Annotated in this window: 21 protein-coding genes and 1 pseudogene; 12 read left to right on the forward strand and 10 right to left on the reverse strand. The window is 62.3% G+C overall.

What is annotated here, in order from left to right:
- Nucleotides 1–11: 11 nt before the first annotated feature.
- The 3 genes from IB266_RS22740 to IB266_RS22750 all read right to left on the reverse strand — a co-directional run bounded on the left by IB266_RS22740 (nucleotide 12) and on the right by IB266_RS22750 (nucleotide 3791).
- Nucleotides 12–2852, reverse strand: a complete 2841-nt coding sequence (locus IB266_RS22740; RefSeq protein ID WP_192262531.1) for a class I adenylate cyclase — start codon at nucleotides 2850–2852, stop codon at nucleotides 12–14.
- Nucleotides 2853–3020: 168 nt separating this feature from the next.
- Nucleotides 3021–3269 (reverse strand): TIGR02647 family protein, encoded by a 249-nt coding sequence (locus IB266_RS22745; RefSeq protein ID WP_060740096.1) that lies wholly within the window; start codon nucleotides 3267–3269, stop codon nucleotides 3021–3023.
- Nucleotides 3270–3506: 237 nt separating this feature from the next.
- Nucleotides 3507–3791, reverse strand: a complete 285-nt coding sequence (locus IB266_RS22750; RefSeq protein WP_192262533.1) for a hypothetical protein — start codon at nucleotides 3789–3791, stop codon at nucleotides 3507–3509.
- A gap of 127 nt (nucleotides 3792–3918) precedes the next feature.
- On the opposite strand from IB266_RS22750, the gene IB266_RS22755 reads away from it, so the two are divergent.
- Nucleotides 3919–4578: a glutathione S-transferase family protein gene (locus IB266_RS22755; protein WP_192262535.1), complete on the forward strand. Its 660-nt coding sequence runs from the start codon at nucleotides 3919–3921 to the stop codon at nucleotides 4576–4578.
- Between the two features lie 123 nt (nucleotides 4579–4701).
- On the opposite strand, the gene argH is transcribed toward IB266_RS22755, so the two are convergent.
- The gene (gene argH / locus IB266_RS22760; protein ID WP_092174831.1) at nucleotides 4702–6096 is read right to left on the reverse strand and encodes an argininosuccinate lyase; all 1395 of its coding nucleotides are present in this window, start codon (nucleotides 6094–6096) and stop codon (nucleotides 4702–4704) included.
- Nucleotides 6097–6558: 462 nt separating this feature from the next.
- On the opposite strand from argH, the gene IB266_RS22765 reads away from it, so the two are divergent.
- The 7 genes and pseudogenes from IB266_RS22765 to IB266_RS22790 all read left to right on the forward strand — a co-directional run bounded on the left by IB266_RS22765 (nucleotide 6559) and on the right by IB266_RS22790 (nucleotide 13022).
- Nucleotides 6559–7305 (forward strand): LytR/AlgR family response regulator transcription factor, encoded by a 747-nt coding sequence (locus IB266_RS22765; RefSeq protein WP_060740100.1) that lies wholly within the window; start codon nucleotides 6559–6561, stop codon nucleotides 7303–7305.
- Between the two features lie 138 nt (nucleotides 7306–7443).
- Nucleotides 7444–8385: a hydroxymethylbilane synthase gene (gene hemC / locus IB266_RS22770; RefSeq protein WP_122567522.1), complete on the forward strand. Its 942-nt coding sequence runs from the start codon at nucleotides 7444–7446 to the stop codon at nucleotides 8383–8385.
- Nucleotides 8382–9128 (forward strand): annotated as a pseudogene (locus tag IB266_RS30780) (uroporphyrinogen-III synthase); the annotation flags it as partial. The gene hemC and the pseudogene IB266_RS30780, both read left to right, overlap by 4 nt.
- 36 nt (nucleotides 9129–9164) lie before the next feature.
- Complete coding sequence (locus tag IB266_RS30785; RefSeq protein ID WP_318646601.1) at nucleotides 9165–10298, forward strand: uroporphyrinogen-III C-methyltransferase; 1134 nt, start codon at nucleotides 9165–9167, stop codon at nucleotides 10296–10298.
- Nucleotides 10295–11542, forward strand: a complete 1248-nt coding sequence (locus IB266_RS22780; RefSeq protein WP_192262540.1) for a heme biosynthesis protein HemY — start codon at nucleotides 10295–10297, stop codon at nucleotides 11540–11542. The genes IB266_RS30785 and IB266_RS22780 overlap by 4 nt, the downstream gene beginning before the upstream one ends.
- 303 nt (nucleotides 11543–11845) lie before the next feature.
- Nucleotides 11846–12388 (forward strand): disulfide bond formation protein B, encoded by a 543-nt coding sequence (locus IB266_RS22785; RefSeq protein WP_192262542.1) that lies wholly within the window; start codon nucleotides 11846–11848, stop codon nucleotides 12386–12388.
- A gap of 175 nt (nucleotides 12389–12563) precedes the next feature.
- Entirely contained in the window at nucleotides 12564–13022 is a 459-nt protein-coding gene (locus IB266_RS22790; protein WP_060740104.1) for an Rsd/AlgQ family anti-sigma factor, read from the forward strand.
- Between the two features lie 64 nt (nucleotides 13023–13086).
- Here the strand turns inward: IB266_RS22790 and IB266_RS22795 are convergent, their stop codons facing one another.
- On the reverse strand, nucleotides 13087–13752 hold the full coding sequence (locus IB266_RS22795; protein WP_192262544.1) for an FKBP-type peptidyl-prolyl cis-trans isomerase: 666 nt from the start codon (nucleotides 13750–13752) through the stop codon (nucleotides 13087–13089).
- A gap of 191 nt (nucleotides 13753–13943) precedes the next feature.
- Between IB266_RS22795 and IB266_RS22800 the strand changes: the two genes are divergently transcribed.
- Nucleotides 13944–15206, forward strand: a complete 1263-nt coding sequence (locus IB266_RS22800; RefSeq protein ID WP_192262546.1) for an AlgP family protein — start codon at nucleotides 13944–13946, stop codon at nucleotides 15204–15206.
- On the opposite strand, the gene IB266_RS22805 is transcribed toward IB266_RS22800, so the two are convergent.
- Entirely contained in the window at nucleotides 15203–15667 is a 465-nt protein-coding gene (locus IB266_RS22805; protein WP_192262548.1) for a TIGR02444 family protein, read from the reverse strand. The genes IB266_RS22800 and IB266_RS22805 overlap by 4 nt on opposite strands.
- Nucleotides 15668–15717: 50 nt before the next feature.
- Between IB266_RS22805 and IB266_RS22810 the strand changes: the two genes are divergently transcribed.
- The 3 genes from IB266_RS22810 to rhtB all read left to right on the forward strand — a co-directional run bounded on the left by IB266_RS22810 (nucleotide 15718) and on the right by rhtB (nucleotide 18944).
- A complete protein-coding gene (locus IB266_RS22810; protein ID WP_192262556.1) occupies nucleotides 15718–17628 on the forward strand; it encodes an ATP-binding cassette domain-containing protein in 1911 nt (636 codons plus the stop codon).
- A complete protein-coding gene (locus tag IB266_RS22815) occupies nucleotides 17628–18209 on the forward strand; it encodes a mechanosensitive ion channel family protein (RefSeq protein WP_060740109.1) in 582 nt (193 codons plus the stop codon). Before IB266_RS22810 ends, IB266_RS22815 begins: the two co-directional genes overlap by 1 nt.
- A gap of 102 nt (nucleotides 18210–18311) precedes the next feature.
- Nucleotides 18312–18944, forward strand: a complete 633-nt coding sequence (rhtB, locus tag IB266_RS22820; RefSeq protein WP_192262558.1) for a homoserine/homoserine lactone efflux protein — start codon at nucleotides 18312–18314, stop codon at nucleotides 18942–18944.
- Between the two features lie 146 nt (nucleotides 18945–19090).
- Here rhtB and IB266_RS22825 read toward each other — a convergent pair whose 3' ends face one another.
- The 4 genes from IB266_RS22825 to IB266_RS22840 all read right to left on the reverse strand — a co-directional run bounded on the left by IB266_RS22825 (nucleotide 19091) and on the right by IB266_RS22840 (nucleotide 22365).
- Nucleotides 19091–19834, reverse strand: a complete 744-nt coding sequence (locus tag IB266_RS22825; protein ID WP_072405997.1) for a penicillin-binding protein activator LpoB — start codon at nucleotides 19832–19834, stop codon at nucleotides 19091–19093.
- 3 nt (nucleotides 19835–19837) lie between these two features.
- On the reverse strand, nucleotides 19838–20425 hold the full coding sequence (lpoB, locus tag IB266_RS22830; protein ID WP_003177333.1) for a penicillin-binding protein activator LpoB: 588 nt from the start codon (nucleotides 20423–20425) through the stop codon (nucleotides 19838–19840).
- A 155-nt stretch (nucleotides 20426–20580) separates the two neighbouring features.
- Nucleotides 20581–20952, reverse strand: a complete 372-nt coding sequence (locus tag IB266_RS22835; protein ID WP_003206754.1) for a YcfL family protein — start codon at nucleotides 20950–20952, stop codon at nucleotides 20581–20583.
- A gap of 18 nt (nucleotides 20953–20970) precedes the next feature.
- Nucleotides 20971–22365 carry a COG3014 family protein gene (locus tag IB266_RS22840; protein ID WP_060743111.1) on the reverse strand — a complete coding sequence of 465 codons (1395 nt, stop codon included), beginning with the start codon at nucleotides 22363–22365 and terminating at the stop codon, nucleotides 20971–20973.
- Nucleotides 22366–22502 lie beyond the last annotated feature (137 nt).

Here is a 22502-nt window from a genome sequence, read left to right on the forward strand (position 1 = left end):
GCCCGGGCGCTTCAGACCAGGGCCAGCGCCTCGTTCAGGGCGCGTTCCAGGTCGGCCTTGTAGCGCAGGTACAAATTGCTTGAGCAGGCCCCGTCGTCCACCAGCCCCGAGAGGTCCAGGTCGGTGATGTAGCAGCGATAGCGCTGGGCTTCGCGGCGCTGTTCGACGATCTCCCTGGCGACCACGCGGAACAGTTGGTCGCCATGTTCCAGTTCGGAAAACTCCTGCTGATCGCAGTACAGGGTGACGTGCACCTGTCCGTGCGCCGCCTTGCCGATGATCGCCTGCACGTCATAGAACGGCTTGTTGACCGGTGTCTGTGGGGCTTGCCGCGCTTCGATCCGGCGCGCCCGGCCACCTGAAGGCAGCAACTGGTAGTACAGGGTTTCCAGGGTCAGCGGCTGGGCGGCGTCCAGCGGCAGCAGGGCGTCGCGGCGGTACAGCACCGATTGCAGAAAGCGCTGCAGCGGCACCAGCAGGCTTTGTTCGTCGTGATAGGGCAGGTGTTGTTGCCACAGCGCGTTGAATTCATCGAGCACGTACAGATCGGCTTCGTCCTCGTTGGTCCGGTAGAACACCTGGATGCACTCGGGCTGGCCCATGGGCAGGATCAGCGCCAGGTCGTGGTCTTCCAGGGCCATCGGGTCCAGGTGCAAGGGGCTGTAGGCCGTCAGTTCCTCGCCCAGGTAATCCATCAGCGCCGACAAACTGCCCAGGGCCACGTGATTGACATGACCGGGCACCAGTTCCAGCACGTGGTAATGCTGCTGGACCTGAAGCAGGTAGCGGTGATTGAGCCTGCTCAACAGCAGGGTCTGCGCCGTTTCGATCACTTCCTCGACACGCCGCGCGATGAATTGGGCGCGGTTGTGGCAGAAGCAGCGCACCTGCAAGCGCGGTTGGCGCTGGGTGACGGGCAGGTCGTTGAGGTAGTCGCGCAGGCAGTCGAGCAGGGCGTGTTCGCCGTCGAAACGGTTGACCAGCACTTCATTCCAACTGTTGAGCGTAACCTGGTCGAGGGTCAGCACCAGGTTTTCCCGGACCCCGGCGTAGCTCAGGGAGTCGGTACGCTCGGTGGTCATCAGGATATTCAGGTCGCGATGGTGCTTGAGCGGGTCGACGCCGACGTTCACCAGGATCAGCACTTCGCTGGGCACGCTGGCGCGCAGCAACTGCGCTTCATCCACCGTGACCAGGGGCAGGGCGATGGACTGTTGCAGGCTGCCCAGCAGGTTGAACAGCTCGAACTCGCTCAGGTCGCTGTCACCTGGGTGCAGCGCCAGGCGCGTGCTGCTGTCGATCACGCCGTTGCGATGGCACCAGGTCAACAGCTCCAGCAACTCGCGGCAACGCTTGATGGGCGCGAAGTTCTCCCACTCCAGGGCGTTGAGGCTGCCGTTGTACAGGCCCCACTGGTTCTGCCCCGGTTCCTTCTTGTTGGGTGACTGGACCAGCGTCAGGGTGTCTTCGGCCAAGTCCGGCGCGATACCGGGGTTGATGAACTCGACCTTGTCGGCCTTGCGCTCGAAGGCGGCATACAAGCGCCTGCCAAGCACGTTGAGATCGCGCTTGTTGATCAGGCTGACGGTTTGCTCGGTGCGGGCGAACTGGGTCAGGAAGCGGTAGCTGTGGGTGAGTTCGTTGACCAGTGCGCGCCGCTCGTGGCTGACCTGGCGGACTTTCCACTGGCTGCGGCTGTCCAGCAATGCCAGTTGACGCTGGTCCCAGCCCCATTCCCGGGCCAGTCGCTCAAGCAGTACCCGCTGCCAGCCACTGCTGCGCGCCTGGCCGGTGAGTTTGCGATTGACCTTCAGGTACAGCGCGCGGCGGATCAACTCCAGGCGTTCGGGTTCGCCACGGGCATTGAGGTATTCCTCGATGCGGCGGTAAACCAGCATGTACGGGTCCAGCTCTTCCAGGTCCAGGCGATTGGCGAACACAGCCTGTTTGAAGCGCAGGCTCAGGCAGCGCACGTTCGGGTGTTCGCTGGCATAGACCTCGGTCAGCAGCAGCTTGAGCACGGACTTGTAGGGCGATTCGATACCCTTGAACAACTGCCAGAGCCCGGCGCCGACGAATTCGCCCGGCGGAATGTAGGCCAGGTGTCCCAGGTCCAGGGTTTCATCCGCGCGAATGAAGCGCTTGGACATCAGCGTATGGGTGTACTGCTCGTAGTTCTCTTCTTCATAGACCGGCACCAGCCACCAGATCGGCGTGCGCCCGGCCAGCCAGATCGCAGTGCGGTAGAACTCGTCCAGCAGCAGGTAATGCTGGGTGGTGCCGCAATCGTCGGAGCTGAGCTGGTTGTCCCGCTCGCCCCGCACGAAACGCGCCGGGTCGATCAGGAAAAAGTGGGCTTCGGCGCCCTGGGTCGCCGCCCAGATCTCCAGCAACTGGCATTTCTTGCGCAGCTCGGCCAGTTCATCGTCGCTCAGGTCCGGCCCGTGGCACACCCACACGTCCATGTCGCTCTGGTCGGCCTGGGCCAGGGTGCCGAGGCTGCCCATCAGGAACAGGCCAAGAATCGGCCGCGGCGGGTTGCTGCCGTGCCGGGGCTTGTAGGAAAACGAACGGGTCAGCCGTTGGGCTTCGGCAAGGACGTTGGCGTCAGGCTCGTAGTTCGACAGCCCGGCGGGCGTGCTGCCGGAGACGTAGCCGGGCAGCAGCGGATGGTTGACGTGGAAAAACAGCGGCAGCAGCGTCAGTACGCCTTGCTGGCGGGGCGACAGGCCTTCGAGGGCGCGCTCCAGCCGCACGGTGTTGAGCTTGAGAAAACGTGCGCGCAATTGGCTCAGCACCTTGCGGTCGATTCCCTCGTCCAGATCGGGGCGTATTTCGTGATTGCGGGTCATGTCTGCTCAAACCGGCTTGCGGCGTCGAACGTGGGGTGATGGCAGGTTAGCGCCCGGTCTTGGGAATACTTAAGCTGAAAACAGGATTTTTGATGCCGGTTCTTTACGCCGGGCGCCAGTGCGCCTGCGGAAATCCCGTAGAGGAGATTTCCGTGGGCGGCAGGGGGATCAGGCGGCTTCTTGTTGAACGCTGAGTATCGTCAGGACGGTTTGGACATTTTGGGCGGCATCCCGTCCCAGGCTGGTCAGGTAACCACCGTCCGGCTGGGTGATCAGGTCTTTCTCGTACAAGCGTTGGGCAGCGGCAATCGCTTTAGGGGCAGCGGTCTGATGAATTTTCAGGCCTTCCTGGGAACTGTCCAGGTTGAAGAGTGCAAGGATTTCCAGTTCGGCAACCAGCTCAGGGGTAAGCGACATAAGGACTCCAGACTTTCTAGGAATTTGGTCGACAGCGTCACTAAGGTGAGCGCACTCGGCCGAGCTGTCCAGTGTCAGTGGCATGCTTTTTTTGTTTTGGGGGGCAAGAGAAGCCATTTGTCGTGGCGAGGGAGCTTGCTCCCGTTCGGCTGCGCAGCAGTCGTTAAGCTATTGGGGCCGCTTCGCGCCCCAGCGGGAGCAAGCTCCCTCGCCACAGAAGCAACTTTGCCTGTCGGTTCAGTGCTTTTCCGGCGGCAACTCGGGAAGGGCGCGCAGCGCCGTTTCGTACCACTGGGTGTCGAACGGGCGGTCTTCTTCGAGGATGGCGTCGATCTCATGGGCCAGTACATGAGCCATGAGGTTGAGGATTTCTTCGCGCTCGTAGCCCACCAGGGTCAACTTGTTGAACGTGGCCTTGGCCGCTGGCGGGTTGTCGCTTTCGATCTGGTTTTCGATGGCTTCGATCAGCGTGTTCTCGACAAAATCTTCTTCGTCGGTGTCGATATCGGTTGGCTCGCTCATGGCAGGCTCCTGTAAGAAAGGTCGCCAGTTTACCTGCATTCAGCGGCGTGATGCGCCTGGCAAGAAACCCCTCGACGGTCTATAACGCAAGGCTGCCAACCCCCCGCACGGCCTGGAGGCATTTGTAATGCTCAAGCTTTATGGTTTCTCTGTCAGTAATTATTACAACATGGTCAAGCTGGCACTGTTGGAGAAGGGCGTGCCTTTCGAAGAAGTGCAGTTCTTTGGCAACCAGACCCCGGAAGCCCTGGCCATCAGCCCGCGCGGCAAGGTGCCGGTGCTGAAGACCGAGCAGGGTTTTATCAACGAGACCAGCGTCATCCTCGAATACATCGAGCAAACCCAATCGGGTAAAGCCCTGCTGCCGACCGGCCCGTTCGAGCGCGCCCAGGTGTTGGCCTTGTGCCGGGAAATCGAGCTGTATATCGAGTTGCCGGGGCGGGCCTGCTATGGCGAGGCGTTTTTCGGCATGACGGTGGCCGATGCCATCAAGGAAAAGTCCAAGTCCGAATTGCTGCTGGGGTTTGCCTCGCTCGGCCGGCACGGCAAATTCTCGCCCTATGTGGCGGGCGACAGCCTGAGCATTGCCGACCTGTATTTCTACTACAGCCTTTCGCTGGCCTTGCAAGTGGGCAGGAAGGTCTTCGATATCGATTGGCTGGCGGACATGCCGGCGGCCAAGGCGCTGATGGAGCGCTTGGAGCAGAATCCGAACGTACGGCGGATCGCTGCGGACAGGGAGGCAGAGATGCCGGCATTTTTGGCGATGATTGCCGCCAAGAAGTGAGCTTTTCGGTGATTTGAAGTCAGCTATCGCGAGCAAGCTCGCTCTCACATTGGATCTCTATATGTTCACAAGATTTGTGTCCACTGACGATCTACTGTGGGAGCGGGCTTGCTCGCGAAGCTTTTAGCGGCTGGCGAGCAACGCCTGGCCGCGCACAACCGCTGCCTTTACCTGCGCCGGCGCGGTGCCGCCGATGTGGTCACGGGCATTGACCGAGCCTTCGAGGGTCAGCACGGCAAACACGTCCTGCTCGATCTGGTCGCTGAACCGGCGCAGTTCGTCCAGGCTCATTTCCGCCAGGTCCTTGCCGGTGTCCACGCCGTACTTCACGGCATGGCCGACAATCTCGTGGCAATCACGGAACGGCAGGCCACGGCGCACCAGGTAGTCGGCCAGGTCGGTGGCGGTGGAGAAGCCGCGCAGGGCCGCTTCGCGCATCACCGCGTGCTTGGGCTTGATGGCCGGGATCATGTCGGCGAAGGCCCGCAGCGAGTCGCGCAAGGTGTCGGCGGCGTCGAACAGCGGCTCCTTGTCTTCCTGGTTGTCCTTGTTGTAGGCCAGCGGCTGGCCTTTCATCAGGGTCAACAGGCCCATCAGTGCGCCGAACACCCGGCCGCTCTTGCCGCGCACCAGTTCCGGCACGTCGGGGTTTTTCTTTTGCGGCATGATCGAGCTGCCGGTGCAGAACCGGTCGGGCAAATCGATGAATTGGAACTGCGCGCTGGTCCACAGCACCAACTCTTCGGAGAAGCGCGACAGGTGCATCATCGCGATGCTCGCGGCGGCGCAGAATTCGATGGCGAAATCGCGGTCCGAGACGTTATCCAGCGAGTTGCCGCCCACGGCGTCGAAGCCCAGCAGTTGCGCGGTGTATTCACGATCGATCGGGTACGTGGTGCCGGCCAGCGCAGCGCTGCCCAGGGGCATGCGGTTGGTGCGCTTGCGGCAGTCCACCAGGCGCTCGTAGTCGCGGCTGAGCATTTCGAACCAGGCCAGCATGTGATGCCCAAACGTTACAGGTTGAGCGGTTTGCAGGTGCGTGAAGCCCGGCATGATGCTCTCGGCCTCGCGCTCGGCCTGTTCCAGCAGGCCTTTTTGCAGGCGCGTGATTTCGCCCAGGATCAGGTCGATTTCATCCCGCAGCCACAGGCGGATGTCGGTGGCGACCTGGTCGTTGCGGCTGCGGCCGGTGTGCAGCTTCTTGCCGGTCACGCCAATGCGGTCGGTCAGGCGTGCTTCGATGTTCATGTGCACGTCTTCAAGGTCGACGCGCCAGTCGAACTGGCCGGCCTCGATTTCCGTCTCGATGGTCTTCAGGCCATCGATGATGCTGTCGCGCTCGGCATCGGTCAGCACGCCGACCTTGGCCAGCATGGTGGCGTGGGCGATCGAGCCCATGATGTCGTGGCGATACAGGCGCTGGTCAAAGTTGACGGAGGCGGTGAAGCGGGCGACGAAGGCGTCGACGGGTTCACTGAAGCGGCCGCCCCAGGACTGATTGGTCTTGTCAGTGCTCATGAATTCGCTCGTGATCGGCTGTGGAAAAAGTAGCGGTTAAAGGCTGCGGCGGATGATAGCAGGGTTGCCGGGACTGGCGCTGGCACTGGTCGGCAGGTTTTTTCGATCGAGGCCTGGGATCCAACCGGGTTTTCGCACAACGATATTTTTCGATTGAGCAATATCGTCGTGGCAACCGTCTACAGTGGACGGTAGGACTTTTGCTTTTTCCATCCATGGCGCACCGGACACATAGAAAAAGGGGGAGCTCATATTGGTCAGATCGACAGTTAATAATCCCTACGGCAACGCCGTGCGACAACGGGCCTCGGGCATCGGTCGGCAAGCGCTGGTAAAGATAGGCAACCGCCTCGCGGCACTTTTTGGCCCTCGAGCGAGTCTTAGCGTGGATCGCGGTGACGGATGTCACTTCCCCTGTCTACGCTATCCTTGTGCGAGACTCACGCAGGAATCCAGCGCAATATGAATGTCCTGATCGTTGATGACGAACCACTGGCCCGCGAGCGCCTGAGCCGAATGGTTGGCGAGCTCGAGGGTTACAGTGTCCTGGAGCCGAGCGCCACCAATGGCGACGAGGCATTGGCCCTTATTGACAGCCACAAGCCGGATATCGTGCTGCTCGACATTCGCATGCCTGGCCTGGACGGCCTGCAGGTGGCGGCGAAGTTGTGCGAACGAGAGTCGCCGCCCGCCGTGGTGTTCTGTACCACCCGGGACGACTTTCCGCCCGAGGTGTTGCAGGCCGGTGCCGTGGGCTACCTGGTCAAGCCGGTGGCGTCCGAGGCGTTGCTCGAAGCCTTGCGCAAGGCCGAGCGACCCAACCGCGTGCAACTGGCGGCGCTGACCCGTCCGGCCGCCGAAAGCGGCAGTGGCCCACGCAGCCACATCAGTGCGCGCACCCGCAAAGGCATCGAGCTGATCCCCTTGAACCAGGTGGTCTACTTCATTGCCGACCATAAATACGTGACCTTGCGCCATGAGAGTGGCGAGGTGTTGCTGGACGAGCCCCTCAAGGCCCTTGAAGACGAGTTCGGCGAACGCTTCGTACGCATCCACCGCAACGCCCTCGTGGCCCGCGAGCGCATCGAGCGTCTGCAACGCACCCCCCTTGGGCATTTCCAGCTGTTCCTCAAAGGTCTCAATGGCGACGCGCTGATTGTCAGCCGGCGGCACGTGGCCGGCGTGCGCAAGATGATGCAGCAGCTTTAAGCCAGGCGGTCCAAGGCGTTCAAGGCGTTTCATTTCCAGGATCTGGCGGCCAGGGAGGCCTTGGGGTCGTGATTCAAATCAAAGCGGTTTTGACTGAGCTGTTATTATCTGCCGTATCTTTTAAGTACGGATTGATCCATGTCCCCTCGCGAGATCCGCATCGCCACCCGTAAAAGTGCCTTGGCCCTCTGGCAGGCCGAATACGTCAAAGCCCGCCTGGAAGCGGCCCATCCCGGCCTGATCGTGACCCTGGTGCCCATGGTCAGTCGCGGTGACAAGCTGCTGGACTCGCCGCTGTCGAAAATCGGCGGCAAGGGCCTGTTCGTCAAAGAGCTGGAAACCGCGCTGCTGGACAACGAAGCCGACATCGCCGTGCATTCGATGAAAGACGTGCCCATGGACTTTCCCGAAGGCCTGGGCCTGTTTTGCATCTGCGAGCGGGAAGACCCGCGCGACGCGTTCGTCTCCAACACGTTTTCCAGCCTTGAGGCGTTGCCTGCCGGGAGCGTGGTCGGCACGTCCAGCCTGCGTCGCCAGGCTCAATTGCTGACGCGTCGTCCGGACCTGCAAATCCGTTTCCTGCGCGGCAACGTCAACACGCGCCTGGCCAAGCTCGATGCCGGTGAGTACGACGCCATCATCCTCGCCGCCGCCGGCCTGATCCGCCTGGGCTTCGAAGACCGCATCACCTCGGCCATCAGCGTCGACGACAGCCTGCCAGCCGGTGGGCAAGGGGCGGTGGGTATCGAGTGCCGCAGCGCCGACAGCGACATCCATGCCCTGTTGGCACCGCTGCACCATGCAGACACCGCCACGCGAGTATTCGCCGAACGCGCGCTGAACAAACACCTCAATGGCGGCTGCCAAGTGCCGATTGCCTGTTACGCCGTGCTGGAAGGCGAACAGGTCTGGTTGCGCGGCCTGGTGGGGGATCCCAACGGGGGCCGGCTGCTCAGCGCCGAAGCCCGGGCACCGCGCCAGGATGCCGAGGCGTTGGGCGTGCGGGTGGCTGAAGACTTGTTGAGCCAGGGCGCCGCCGACATTCTCAAGGCGGTCTACGGCGAGGCCGGCCACGCGTGACGGGTTGGCGGCTGTTGCTCACCCGGCCGGCGGACGAGTCGTCGGCGCTGGCGGCTGTCCTGGCCGAAGCGGGGGTCTACAGCAGCAGCCTGCCGTTGCTGGATATCGAGCCGGTCCCGCTGTCCGATGCCGGGCGGGCGATATTCCAGGCACTGGATCAATACTCTGCCGTGATCGTGGTCAGCAAGCCGGCCGCACGCCTGTGCGTCGAGCTGCTGCGCCAACACTGGCCCCAGCCTCCAGACCAACCCTGGTTCAGCGTGGGCGCGGCCACCGGACAGATCCTTGCCGATGCCGGCCTCACGGTGTTTTATCCCGATAACGGCGACGACAGCGAAGCCTTGCTGGAGCACTTGGTCTTGCGCCAGGCGGTTTCGCGGCCCGACCCCAAGGTCTTGATCGTGCGGGGCGAAGGCGGGCGTGGCTTGCTGGCAGAGCGTTTGCGCGAGCAAGGTGCTAGTGTCGATTATCTGGAATTGTACCGCCGCCACTTGCCCAGTTACGGTGAAGGGGCGTTGCCGGCGATAGTCGAAGCGGAACGCTTGAACGCACTGGTGGTCAGCAGTGGGCAGGGCTTCGAGCATCTGCAGCGGTTGGCCGGCGATGCGTGGCCAGCCCTGGCGCGGTTACCGTTGTTTGTTCCAAGCCCAAGGGTTGCCGAGATGGCGCGTGCCGCCGGGGCCCGAACAGTTGTGGATTGCCGTGGCGCCAATGCCGCGGCTTTGCTGGCGGCGTTACGGGAACACTCCGTGCCGTTTTCTAATGCAAAGGATGGATACGTGAGCGAAACAGCCTTGCCAAAAGAAGATCTAGACCAGCCAGCGATCGATGCGCCGGTTGAACCCCCGGCCCCAGTGGCGCCGCGCCGCGGCAACGGGCTGGCCATTGTTGCCTTGCTGCTCGGCGCCGCCGGTGTCGCCGTGGGCGGTTGGGGCGTGTGGCAGGTACGTCACCTGCAAACCAATAACCAGCAGCAGTCCGCCCAGGTCCAGGCGCTGAACGACCAGGCCCAGACCCTCAAGCTCAACGAGCAACGCCTGAGCGAGCGCCTGGCGCAATTGCCCCCTGCCGAAGAGCTGGAGGAGCGGCGGCGCCAGGTGGCCCAGTTGCAAGGTGATCAGCAGCACCTGAACCAGCGCCTGGAAACCGTGCTGGGTGCCAGCCGCAAGGATTGGCGCCTGGCGGAGGCCGAGCACCTGTTGCGCCTGGCCAGCCTGCGTCTTTCCGCCCTGCAAGACATCGACAGTGCCCAGGCGCTGGTCCACGGCGCTGACGAAATCCTGCGCGAACAGAACGACCCCGGCTCGTTCGCCGCCCGCGAGCAACTGGCCAAGACCCTCGCTGCGCTGCGCAGCACCGAACAACCGGATCGTACCGGGCTGTTCCTGCAACTGGGCGCCTTGCGTGACCAGGTGCTGCAACTGACCGAACTGGCACCCGAGTACAAGGATCGTGGAGAGTCGCTGCTGGGCCTGACCGCCGACGGCGATGGGGCCAGCCGGTGGGCGCAGTGGTGGGACCAGATCTCGCGCTACATCCGCATCGACTTCAACGCCGACGAGAATGTCCGTCCGCTGCTGGCCGGACAAAGCCTCGTGCAAGTGCGCCTGGCCTTGAGCCTGGCGCTGGAGCAGGCGCAATGGGCCGCCCTCAATGGTCAGGCGCCGGTATACACCCAGGCGCTGACCGAGGCCCGGGACGTATTGACGAGCAACTTCAACCAGGACAATCCGCAAAGCAAAATCATGCTCGAACGCGTGGGTGAGTTGTCCAAGCAGCCGGTGACGGTGGTCACCCCGGACCTCACGGGCACGCTGAGCAGCGTCCAGGCCTACCTTGAGCGTCGCAACCTCAATGCCCAGGAGTCGGTCAAGCCGCTGCCCGCGCCAAGCGCGCAGGAGGCCACGCCATGAAGCGTCTCTACGTGATTCTGTTCGTGGTCATCGCTGCCGCAGCTTTGCTCGGCGTAGCGATTGCCGAGCATTCGGGTTACGTGCTGGTGGCGTACAAGAACTTCCGTTATGAAGCTGGCCTGTGGGTCACCCTGGCCCTGGTGGCGGTGCTCTGGCTGGTGTGGCGAGGCCTGAGGGCGCTGATTGGGTTGGTGACCACGTCCAGCGGCGTGGTCAACCCGTGGTCGCGGCGCAACCGCAGCCGTCGGGTGCAAGTGGCGATCGAACACGGCCAGTTGGACCTGGCCGAAGGTCGCTGGGCCAGTGCCCAGCGCCATCTGCATCGTGCCGCCGAAGCCGAGCGCCAGCCGCTGCTGTATTACCTGGGGGCCGCCCGCGCGGCCAACGAACAAGGGCTTTACGAGCAAAGCGACAGTTTGCTCGAGCGTGCTCTGGAGCGTCAGCCCCAGGCGGAACTGGCCATTGCCCTGACGCACGCGCAATTGCAGACGGATCGAGGTGACACGGATGGCGCATTGAGCACGCTGCAGGCCATGCATGAGCGTCATCCCCATAACGCCCAGGTCCTGCGCCAATTGCAACGGCTGCATCAGCAGCGCGGCGATTGGTCGGCGGTGATCCGGCTGTTGCCGGAGCTGCGCAAGGATAAAGTCCTGCCACCGGCCGAGCTGGCTGAACTGGAGCGGCGTGCCTGGGGCGAGAACCTGACCCTGGCGGCCCACCGCGAGGAGGACGGCAGCGTCGGTTTGCAGTCGCTCAATCGCGCCTGGCAACAACTGACCTCCGCACAGCGCCAGGAGCCGGCGCTGGTGCTGGCCTATGCAGAGCAATTGCGTCAGTTGGGCGCCCAGGTCGAAGCCGAAGAGGTGCTGCGCGGCGCGCTCAAGCGTCACTATGACAGCCATCTGGCGCGCCTGTACGGGCTGGTGCGCGGCAGTGATCCGATCCGCCAGTTGCAAGCGGCCGAAGGCTGGCTCAAGGACCACCCGGCCGATCCGAGCCTGTTGCTGACCTTGGGGCGCCTATGCCTGCAGAACAGCTTGTGGGGCAAGGCGCGGGATTATCTGGAAAGCAGTTTGCGCGTCCAGCGCAATCCCGAAGCCTGCGCCGAACTGGCGCGCCTGCTGGCGCAACTGGGGGATGCCGAGCGCAGCAACCAGTTGTTCCAGGAGGGGTTGGGGCTGTTGGATGAGCGTCTGCTGGCCGCGCCGCTGCCGGTTCCGGCCCAGGTCTTGTCCACTTGAGATGAGTCATTGTGGCGCTCCCGCATGGGTGGGAGCAAAGCTTGCTCGCGAACAGGCACCTCGGTTTCTCAAAAGACCGCGTCGTCTTCATCGCAGGCAGCCTTGCTCCCACCGGTGACACCCGTTTGTTTTTGGAGCTTTGGTCATACCTTCAGCAAAGTCCTACAGCTGACCGCGCCGAATCCTCTTCGACCTGTCGGGAATTCCCTACACCCCTGATGAAGTGTCTGCGCGGGGCTGCCTTGAAAGGCCCGAGGGCTTTCCTCTACCGTAACTGCTTGTCTCTTCTGTTACGGAATCGCCATGTCTTTGGCCAGCTCACGCTTCTCGTTTCTCATGGCTTCCATCGCCGCCGCCCTGGCTTTGGGCATCAGCACTTATCTGGAGTATTCGGCCGGCCTGACGCCTTGCAGTCTGTGTGTCTTGCAGCGGTTGTGCCTGATGCTGTTCCTGGCGAACAGCCTCGTAGCGTGCGTACACGGTCCAGGCCAACGAGGCAGTCTCTTCTATGGCGCCGCAGGATTGGTTTTTGCGACCGGGGGCATGACCCTGGCGTGGCGTCAGGTCCTGATGCAAAGCCGCTCGTTCGAGTCGTTATCCGATTGTGCCGCACAGCTCAACCCGACGAGGTCATGGTGGTGCGCGTTGCATCGTGTCCTCGACGGCGACGTCGACTGCGCGAATATCACGTGGACGCTGTTCGACCTGAGCATCCCCGAGTGGAGCCTGTTGTTTTTTCTCGCGGTGTCCAGCGCCATGACTTACCTGCTGCTGCGCCTTGCCTGGAGTGCTCTGGTACGACCGCTCAGCGGCGAGACGTCGCAGTTGGTCCGGGCCCTGGATTAAACACTTGTATGAACTTTATCTCCTGCGTACCTTGAAGCCGTTGTCGTGCGGGCATAATCTGGCCCGCACGTGTTATTGGAATTGTGCCGCTCGATCATGTTGTGTCTGGCTTGTCCCTGGTCATCAGGCGTGCACAGGCTGCGAGGGGGCATGACTCACAAGGGAAGAAATCACCATGCTCGAAAGTTGTCAGAATGCTCAGGAACGCTGGGGTGGAGTGCATCTGCTGATCGATCGCTGGTTGCAGGAGCGTCACGAACTGGTTCGGGCCTACGATGATCTCGGCGCCAAGCCTGAAGCCCTGAGCGAAAGCCGCAAACCCTTGCAGGATTTCTGCGGCGTGCTGGTCGACTATGTGTCTGCCGGTCATTTCGAGATATACGAACAACTGACGGGCGAGGCCAAGGCCTTCAACGACAAGCGCGGCCTTGAACTGGCCGAGACGATCTACCCGCGCATCGATGTCATCACCGAGAAGCTGCTGGCGTTCAATGACCTGTGCGATGAAGGCAAGTGCGTAGCGGAAAAATTCAAGGAGCTGGGCGGTTTGCTGCACGAGCGTTTCGAGTTGGAAGACTGCCTGATCGAAGTGCTGCACAACGCTCACAAGGAAGAAGCTGCGGTCCAGGCCTGAGGGTTCGCGGTCATGAAAAAACGGTGCGCATTGCGCACCGTTTTTCGTTGGGCCAGGGCCGGCGTCAGGTCGTCGCGCCCAGCAACTCGATTTCAAACACCAACGGTGTGTACGGCGGGATCACATCCCCGGCCCCTTCAGCGCCATAGGCCAGGGACGACGGAATCACCAGCCGCCATTTCGCGCCGACCGGCATTTGCGGCAATGCACTGCGCCAACCATCAATCACACTGTCAAGATTGAACCACTGTGCCTGGCGGTTTGAATCGAAGACGGTGCCGTCTGGCAATCGACCGGTATACAGCACCTGGACCTTGCCGTGAGGGCTGGCTTTGGCGCCATGGCCCGGCTTGATTTCGGTCAGCAGAATGCCGTCAGCCAGTTGCTGGACACCGGGCCGGTTTTTTTCTTCGGTGAGAAATTTCTGCTCGGTTTTCAACGCAGCTTCGGCCTGCGGCGTTGTCGATGGCGCGTTCAGTTGCGCCTGGTGCTCGGCCAGGATCTGTTCGATGCGTTCATCTTTCAGGGCCAGCGGTTTGCCCAGGTAGGCCTGTTGCAAACCTTCGACCAAGGCTTTGATCTGCAAGTCCGGCACGTCCTGGCGCAGGCGTTCGCCGAGGCTGGCGCCCAGGCTGTAAGCCAGATCGTGGGCATCGTTTGCGCTGGTTTTTTCAACGGCCTGGACCGTGGCGCAAGCCATGCACAGGAATAAAAACAGGTGACGCGACATGTGTGCTCTCCGGCCTCGAATCGAGGAATTATGCCAGTGTCGATATCTGTAGAGGTGGATTGCCAAGGCACTGGCGCAGAAGATTTTTCGTCCCTTGCAACGCAACGTCTTGTGTACTGTCAACATGCCCTAGCGGCGGTTGCAGCAGAGGTCTAGTATGAGCCGCACTCACGTCAGTCAGGAGGTAAACCATGTCGGCCACCAAGAAGCCTGTAAACACTCCGTTGCACTTGCTCCAACAACTCTCGGGCAGCTTGCTCGAACATCTGGAAAACGCCTGCTCCCAAGCCCTGGCTGATGCTGAAAAACTGCTCGCCAAACTGGAAAAGCAACGCGGTAAAGCGCAGGAAAAACTGCACAAGTCGCGCACCAAATTGCAAGACGCAGCTACCGCTGGCAAGGCCAAGGCGCAAGCCAAGGCCAAAGATATCGTGAAAGAGCTCGAAGACCTGCTCGATGCCTTGAAGGATCGTCAGTCCGAAACCCGCGCCTACATTTTGCAACTCAAGCGTGATGCCCAGGAAAGCCTGAAACTGGCCCAGGGTGTCGGTCGTGTGCAAGAAGCTGCGGGCAAGGCGCTGTCGCTTCGTGCTGCCAAGCCTGCCGCTGTATCGGCCAAGAAGCCGGCGGCTAAACCCGCCGTGGCAAAAGCACCGGCCAAAGTCGCTGCCAAGCCCGCCGCCAAAGCACCGGCCAAGGCGGCGAGCAAACCGGCTGCCAAACCCGTCGCTGCCAGCGCTGCAAAACCTGCGGCAAAAAAACCAGCCGTCAAGGCTGCTGCCAAGCCCGCCGCAAAAACGGCGGCCGCTAAACCTGCCGCTGCCAAGCCCGCTGTAAAAGCCGCCGCTAAACCTGTCGCTAAACCTGCGACAAAAGTTGTAGCCAAGCCTGCCGCTAAAACCGCCGCCGCGAAACCTGCCGCGACGAAAACCGCTGCTGCTAAACCGGCTGTCAAAGCGGCGGTAAAATCCACTGCCAAACCTGCGGCCGCCAAACCTGCTGCCAAGCCTGCGGCAACCAAAACGGCTGCGGCCAAGCCTGTTGCGAAAACGGCTGCCAAGCCCGTCGCTGCCAAAGCGGCGGCTAAACCCGCTGCCAAGCCTGCTGCCGCGAAACCAACGGCTGCCAAACCAACGGCTGCCAAACCAGCCGCTGCCAAGCCTGCTGCCGCGAAGCCAACGGCTGCCAAACCAGCCGCTGCCAAACCTGCTGCCGCGAAGCCAACAGCTGCCAAGCCCGCTACGGCCAAGCCAGCTGCCGCCAAGCCCGCCGCTAAACCGGCCGTGAAAAAGCCAGTCGCTGCAAAACCTGCGACTGCGCCAGCCGCCAAGCCTGCGACACCGGCTCCGGCTCCGACCGCGACGCCTGCGCCTACCGCCAGCACTCCGGCCTCGGCGACCAGCCCAGCCGCCGTTGCGCCGACCACCAGCAGCACCCCAACCAGCGCTTCCTAAGTGCCGGACACCGCGACGCGCAGCTGATGCAGCGCGTCGCGGCTCGCTGGTTCGGCATTCGCCGCCAGCCCTTGCAGCCATAGCGCTGAATCGTTCCCTTGTTCCTCAGGCCAATCCTCGGCCGCCGCCTGCAATCGTTCCAGCAATCGTCGTTCGGCTTCCAATTCCAGTCGCTTGACCTGTTCGCGCAGGCTATCGAGTGCCGTGTCTTGCCGGGCACCGGTTTTCCACTGGCTGCGAAGCGCGCGCAAGGGCCTTACCACCTCTGCCTCCCAAGGCTCGGTCAATTGTCGAAGCTGTTGCAGCCGTTGTTCATTGCAGGCCACGCCGCGTCGTTCCAGCCACAGTCCGCAAAGCAGCAGGCAGACATTGACGCCGGCGCTCTGCAGCGTCAGGCACGCAGGCTCTACGCCAGGCTTGGCATAGAGGTCGAGGGAGAAACTCCACAGGTCAGGGGACATCGTGCTACTCGCGCCAGTTGCGAGCGAAGCTGGTAGACTCCGCCGCCATTATGATCCGACTTCAGAACCTGACTTTACAGCGTGGCCCGCAACGTCTGCTAGAAGACGCCGAGCTGACCCTGCACGCCGGCCACAAAGCCGGCCTCATCGGTGCCAACGGCGCCGGCAAATCGAGCCTGTTCGCCTTGCTGCGAGGCGAGCTGCACCCGGACTCGGGCGATTGCCTGCTGCCGGCCGACTGGCGTATCGCTCACATGCGCCAGGAGGTCGACACCCTCGATCGTCTGGCGGTGGACTACGTGCTCGATGGCGACCTGCGCCTGCGCCAGGTGCAACACGACCTGGCGGCGGCCGAAGCGGCCCACGACGGTGCCGCACAGGCCCGCCTGCACGCGGAACTCGACAGTGCCGACGGCTATACCGCCGATGCCCGAGCGCGCAAGTTGCTCGCCGGCCTGGGCTTTACCAATGAACAGATGGACCGCCAGGTCGGGGACTTCTCCGGTGGCTGGCGGATGCGCCTGAACCTGGCGCAGGCCCTGATGTGCCCTTCGGATCTGCTGCTGCTCGATGAACCGACCAACCACTTGGACCTCGACGCCATCATCTGGCTCGAAGACTGGCTCAAGGGTTACCCGGGCACGCTGCTGCTGATTTCCCACGACCGCGATTTCCTCGACGCGGTGGTGGATCACGTGGCCCATGTCGACCAGCGCAAGCTCACCTTGTACCGCGGCGGCTACAGTGCCTTCGAGCGCGCCCGTGCCGAACGCCTGGCCCAGCAACAGCAGGCCTACGAGAAGCAACAGGCGCAACGTGCGCACATGGAAAGCTACATCGCCCGCTTCAAGGCCCAGGCCACCAAGGCCCGCCAGGCCCAGAGCCGGATCAAGGCGCTGGAGCGGATGGAAGAGCTGTCGGCGGCCCACGTCGATTCACCGTTCGATTTTGTCTTCCGTGAATCGACCAAGATTTCCAGCCCGTTGATCGATCTGTCCGACGCGCGCCTGGGTTATGGCGACAAGACCGTGCTGGAGAAGGTCAAGCTGCAACTGACCCCGGGTGCACGGATCGGTCTGCTGGGCCCCAACGGTGCCGGTAAGTCGACCCTGATCAAGAACCTTTCGGGCGAACTCCAGCCATTGGCTGGCCGCCTGACCCGAGGCGAGAACACCGTCGTTGGCTATTTCGCCCAGCACCAGCTCGACTCCCTGGACTCCAAGGCCAGCCCGCTGCTGCACCTGCAACGCTTGGCGCCAACCGAGCGCGAGCAAACCCTGCGCGATTTCCTCGGTGGTTTCGATTTCCGCGGGGCGCGCATCGACGAGCCGGTGTTGAATTTCTCCGGTGGCGAAAAGGCGCGCCTGGCGCTGGCGTTGATCGCCTGGGGCCGGCCGAACCTGTTGCTGCTCGACGAACCGACCAACCACCTGGACCTGGAAATGCGCCTGGCCCTGACCATGGCCTTGCAGGAATTCACTGGCGCGGTGCTGGTGGTGTCCCACGATCGGCATTTGCTCAAGAGCACCACGGATAATTTCTTCCTGGTCGCCGACGGCAAGGTCGAGGAGTTCGACGGTGACCTGGAAGACTATGCCCGTTGGCTGGTGGAATACCGCCAGCGCAACGCGCCGGTCAGCAGCACGCCGGTCAATCCGGACAAGACCGACAAAAAGGCCCAGCGCCAGGCCGCCGCCGCATTGCGCCAGCAACTGGCGCCGCACAAGCGCGAGGCCGACAAGCTCGAAGCCGAGCTGGGCAAGCTGCATGAAAAGCTGAAGAAAATCGAAACCAGCCTGGGCGACAGCGGTCTCTACGAGGCGGCGCGCAAGGATGAGTTGCGTGACCTGCTGGCCGAACAGGCCAAGCTGAAGGTTCGGGAAGCGGAGCTCGAGGAGGCGTGGATGCAAGCGCTGGAACTGCTGGAAAACCTGCAAGCGGAGCTGGAGGCGTTGTCCTGATGGAAGCGTTGGCGTTGCCTGTCCCTGTCATGTGGATCGAGCCGATCTGGCTCGGTGTGCAAATCCTGCTGATCCTGGTGGCCGGTTATGTCTCGCAGCGCTTCGTCGCGCGTGCGCTCACGGGCCTGGGTGAGCGTTACCCGCTTCCACCCCAACTGGTGATTATCCTGCGTGGCGTGCTGCGCTGGCTGATCATGGGGACTGCGGTGCTGGTGGTGCTCGAACGCCTGGGCGTCTCGGCCACGGTGCTGTGGACGGCTCTGTCGGGTTTTGTCGCGGTGGCAGCGGTGGCGTTCTTCGCCATCTGGAGCGTGCTGTCCAACCTGTTCTGCGCCGTGTTGATCTACACCGTCGGACCGTTTCGCCTGGGCGATGTGGTCGAGTTGGTGGATACCACCGACAAGCCCGGCATCAAAGGGCGTGTGGTGGCGATCAATCTGCTGTACACCACGCTGATCGAACCCGAGGAGCTCGGCACCGGCAGCGCCATGGTGCAAGTGCCCAACAGTCTGTTCTTCCAGCGTTCGGTACGGCGCTGGCGTGGCAGCGAAGCGTTTCCGGTGGGTGGGTTCGTCGAATAACCTGGCCTCGCCGATAGGCTTTTTTTTGCAAAAAAGCGATGGTCAATCCTGCGGCGGCGCATTAGCTTAGTCGTTTTCGACGAGTCCGAGCCGAGGTGTGCAATGGTGCTGGAAACATGGCTGGCGTTTTTCGCCGCCTGTTGGGTGATCAGTCTTTCCCCGGGCGCCGGTGCCATTGCATCGATGTCCAGTGGCTTGCGCTACGGGTTTTGGCGCGGTTACTGGAATGCCCTGGGCCTGCAACTGGGCCTGGCGCTGCAAATCGTGATCGTCGCCGCCGGTGTTGGCGCGATCCTCACGGCGTCGGCCACCGCGTTCTATGCGATCAAGTGGTTCGGCGTGGCCTACCTGGTCTACCTGGGTGTCAAGCAGTGGCGAGCCATTCCCGGTGACATGACTGATGACGCGGCCCCGCGGCCCATCGGCAAACCCCTGGCACTGGTGTTTCGCGGCTTTCTGGTCAACGTCAGCAACCCCAAGGCGCTGGTGTTCATGCTGGCGGTTTTGCCGCAGTTCATCAATCCCCATGCACCGTTGATCCCGCAATACCTGATCCTGGGCGTCACAATGATCGTCGTCGATCTCATCGTCATGGCCGGGTACACCGGGCTGGCGTCCAAAGTCCTGCGCCTGTTGCGCACACCGAACCAGCAACGGCGGATGAACCGCGCCTTCGCGGGTATGTTCATTGGCGCGGCGGGCTTGCTCGCGACGATTCGCAAGGCTGCGGTGTAAAGCAAAACCTGTGGCGAGGTTACTTTGTGGGAGCAAGGCTTGCCCGCGATGCAGGCGACTCGATTTCTGGAAGAACTCATCGCCTGTATCGCGGGCAAGCCTTGCTCCCACAAGACCTCTGCGCCACAGAGCATTCGCTCAGCTATTCAGCGCAGGATCACCGGCGCGGTATCCCGGGGCAGATTGTTGCGCTGCATCGGCTCGCCGGGCTGTTGGTAGCTCGGGCCACCGAGCTGTTCGCTCAGCTGCCGCGCCACGTCTTCACCCAGGGCCTTGGACACTTCGCGCACCACCCGTGGACGGTTGAGGCTGATGCGCACGTCCCGGTGGTTCAACAACTTGGTGTCCTGGCCTTCGCCCATGGCCGTAAAGGCCGAGGTGATTTCGTAGGTCTTGGTGTTGATCAGGCTGAAGTCCGCCACCAGGGTCAGCGCCAGCACGGCCGAGTAGCTGTCGGTGTTGGCCAGTTCGTTGATGTCGCGGGTGAAGTCGATGTCCGACACCGTGCCGAACAGCACGTAGTCGGCACCCTTGAAGTTACCGGCCTTGATGCGCTTGATGACGTCATAGACGTCGCCATTGGACGCCGCCGTGTGGGGCGTGCCCTGGGTCAGCTGGAACATCCCGCTGCGCAGGATCTCGCCCTTGATGTCGCCGGTGAACTTGCGCAGTTCGCCCTGCTCGATGTAGCTGCTGGTGGCTTCCATCTCGTCGTAGCTCGAGGAAGCGCTGGCACTGTAGGGGTTCGCCTGGAAGTTGCTCTGCGCTGAAACGGTGTGGATGTATTCCTCCACCCGCTCCTGGTACGCCAGGTCGGTCACCGCGACTTTTGGGGCCGCCTGCGCGCTGAATGCGCAGGCCAGGGCCATGATGCCTATCCATGTGCGCATGGCTTAGCGCTCCGTGGTCTTGCGGATTTCTTTTTCGTCCATCCACTCGGCCAGACCGCTCTCGACGTCGATCAATTGCAGGCTGAATTTGTAGAAGACGTCCTTGTAGTCGCTGCTGCGCTTGACGATCGAGCTGATGGAGCCCTCGAGGCGGTACTTGGCAGCGATCATGTTGCCGGTCTTGGCCACGGTGCTTTTCTTGTACAGGCCGCTCTGGTTCTGCAGTTTGAGCTGGTCGACCTGGCTGTCCATGGCGGTGTTGTCGCTGGCGAAACGGGCAGCGCCGGTCTTCATCAGCTGGGTCTTGATGCTGGTGGTGATTTCGCGGGTGTCGATGTATTCGCTGGTCTTGTTCTTCACGTCATAGACCTGGACCACCGGGCGACCCTGCAGGATGCCGGACTGGGCCAGGGAGCGGGTCATGGACTCGGCGATCATTTGCAGGTCGGTGGAGCCGAACTCGTTGGTCACGGTTTCCACGGCCTTGGTATCGCCGTAGCTGATGTTCTTGTTGCCCAGGACCGGCGAGTTGTTGGCACAGCCGCTGACCAGCAGGGCGGCGAGGGCGAGGGATGAAATGCGTACGAACATGTAAGGGCTCTCGAAAACTGAAAAAGGGATAACGCGTCACTCGGGCGTTTGTTGTGGGAGCGAGCTTGCTCGCGATAGCCGTGTGTCAGTCACATCATGGCTGGCTGATCCAGCGCTATCGCGAGCAAGTTCGCTCCCACAGTTTTTTTGCGTTTTTAAGGGGTATTGATTTCCAAGCGGAAGTCCACGGCCTTGGGCGTCGGGGCGATGGCCGGCAGGAAGCTGGTCTGTTCGCCGTACAGCGTCAGGCTTTTCCAGGTTTCTTCCTCGGCGATCGGAAAACCTTCCGGCCCCAACCAGGCAAAGCGGTAGTACATCGTCTTGTTGTTGTAGCTGGTGTTGCTCAGCTGGACATTGACGGTCATGTAGCCGTTTTCCCGGGCCACGCGCATGGCGCCGACCACGATGTTCTTGGTCTTGCCCATCGCCACGACCTTGCTGGCGGCGCTGCCCGGCTCCGGTGGCGGAGGGGTGGCGCAACCGGCCAGCAAGGCCAGGGCGCCGACGGCGATCAGTTTTAAACGCATGTGAACAAGACTCCGTTCTTAAGGTTGCTTGAGGGCAATGGCGGTCGGGTTGGCGCTTGGCATCACCTGGGCCGCGAGGCCGCCGGCGAACACTTGGTTACCCACCGCGCGAAGGCTGATGACCTGGTAGCGCTGGTCGACGGTGACCTTGACCACCGAGCCGCCCACGGCACTTGGCAAGGTGACCTGGTGCTCGCCTTTCTTCAGGCGCAGGCGCACCACCTGGGTGTAGTCGGGCAGGGTGCGCCAGGTCCGGGTGTCGGCCCCTTCGAATACCGCCGAGGTGAGGCCGACGGCCAGGCCGGCCAGGGGATTGGTCTCGTTGATCTGCTTTTGCGCCACGCCACGGGTGACGGCGCGCACGGTGGTGCGCAGGATGATGCCCGGCATGTCGTCGCGTAGGGCCCGACGGGACATGGCGGTGGTGCTGTTGAGTTGGGTCAGGTCCAGCTGGCGGCCGTCGACACCGATCTGGCCGAAGGTGGCCGTGGAAGTGTCTGGCTTGATCAGTGGGAACGACAACGGCGTGATGACCAGGTTGCCGCTGATTGGCAAAGGCAAGGGAATGCGGATCGAATCCCGGGACGGTGCCAGGCCACTCTGCACCACGATCAGGATGTCGCTGTCGTCGCTCTTGGCGGCGGGCTTGTCGAGGTCACGCAGGGCCTGCTCCAGCAACGGTGTGTTGGGGCGCAGTTCGGCGGCCTTGCGATAACCCGGTGCGGCCAGGTCCTTTTCACCCAGGGCTTCGTAGACGAAACCGGCCAGGTAATGGCTGAACGCGCTCTGGTAACTGTTCTTGAGGCTGACCACTTCCGGGGCGTCGAGGCTGGCCACCGGGTACCCCTGGAGGTCCTTGTATTCGGTCTTGACCCCTTGTTTCTCGGCTTCTTCCTCGCGCTTGAGGTATTCCTTGTCCCGCAGGTCGGCGATCACCGCTTCGCGTTCGTGGGTCTTCTTGATCTGGGTCCGCGCGCCGTCGAAGTCATTCACCGCCAGCAGATTCAGGGCCATCTGCGTGGTCAGCATGACCTTTTCGTAGTCGTAGCCTTCGTAGCGGCGGACTTTATCGTTGACCAGGAAACTGCCGAACTGGGCCAGGTACTTGGCCGTGTCGAGCTTGACCGCATCTTCCCACTGGGCAACTTGTTGGTCGGCGCTGCTCCAGGCGGTCTGGCTGCCGGACAAGTCGCCCTTGGCACGCAGCAGCTCACCTTTCTCGAAGTAATACAGCAGGTCCTTGTCTTGGCTGGAGTTGTTCTTTTCCAGCAGGGTCAACGCGCCGTCGACATTGCCGGACGCCAACTGCTGGTTGGTCTGGGCCAATTCGCTGTCATAGTTGCGAAAGGCCGAGCAGCCGGACAACAAGGTGATCGCGCCGAGGGCGACCGAAAGAACGGCACGGGATGCCATGAACATTTTCTTCCCTGATAGCAGCCGGGGTGTGCGGGTCGGGCTGGAGCGATCCCACGGACAAGCGTCGGTACGCTGTCGGTTCCTCATTAAAAGAGGAGCTTTTATGCCATCTAACAATAAGAAGGCGGCGGGAT

It is taken from the genome of Pseudomonas sp. Pdm06, from assembly GCF_014851795.1.
Classification (GTDB): Bacteria; Pseudomonadota; Gammaproteobacteria; order Pseudomonadales; family Pseudomonadaceae; genus Aquipseudomonas; species Aquipseudomonas fluorescens_AA.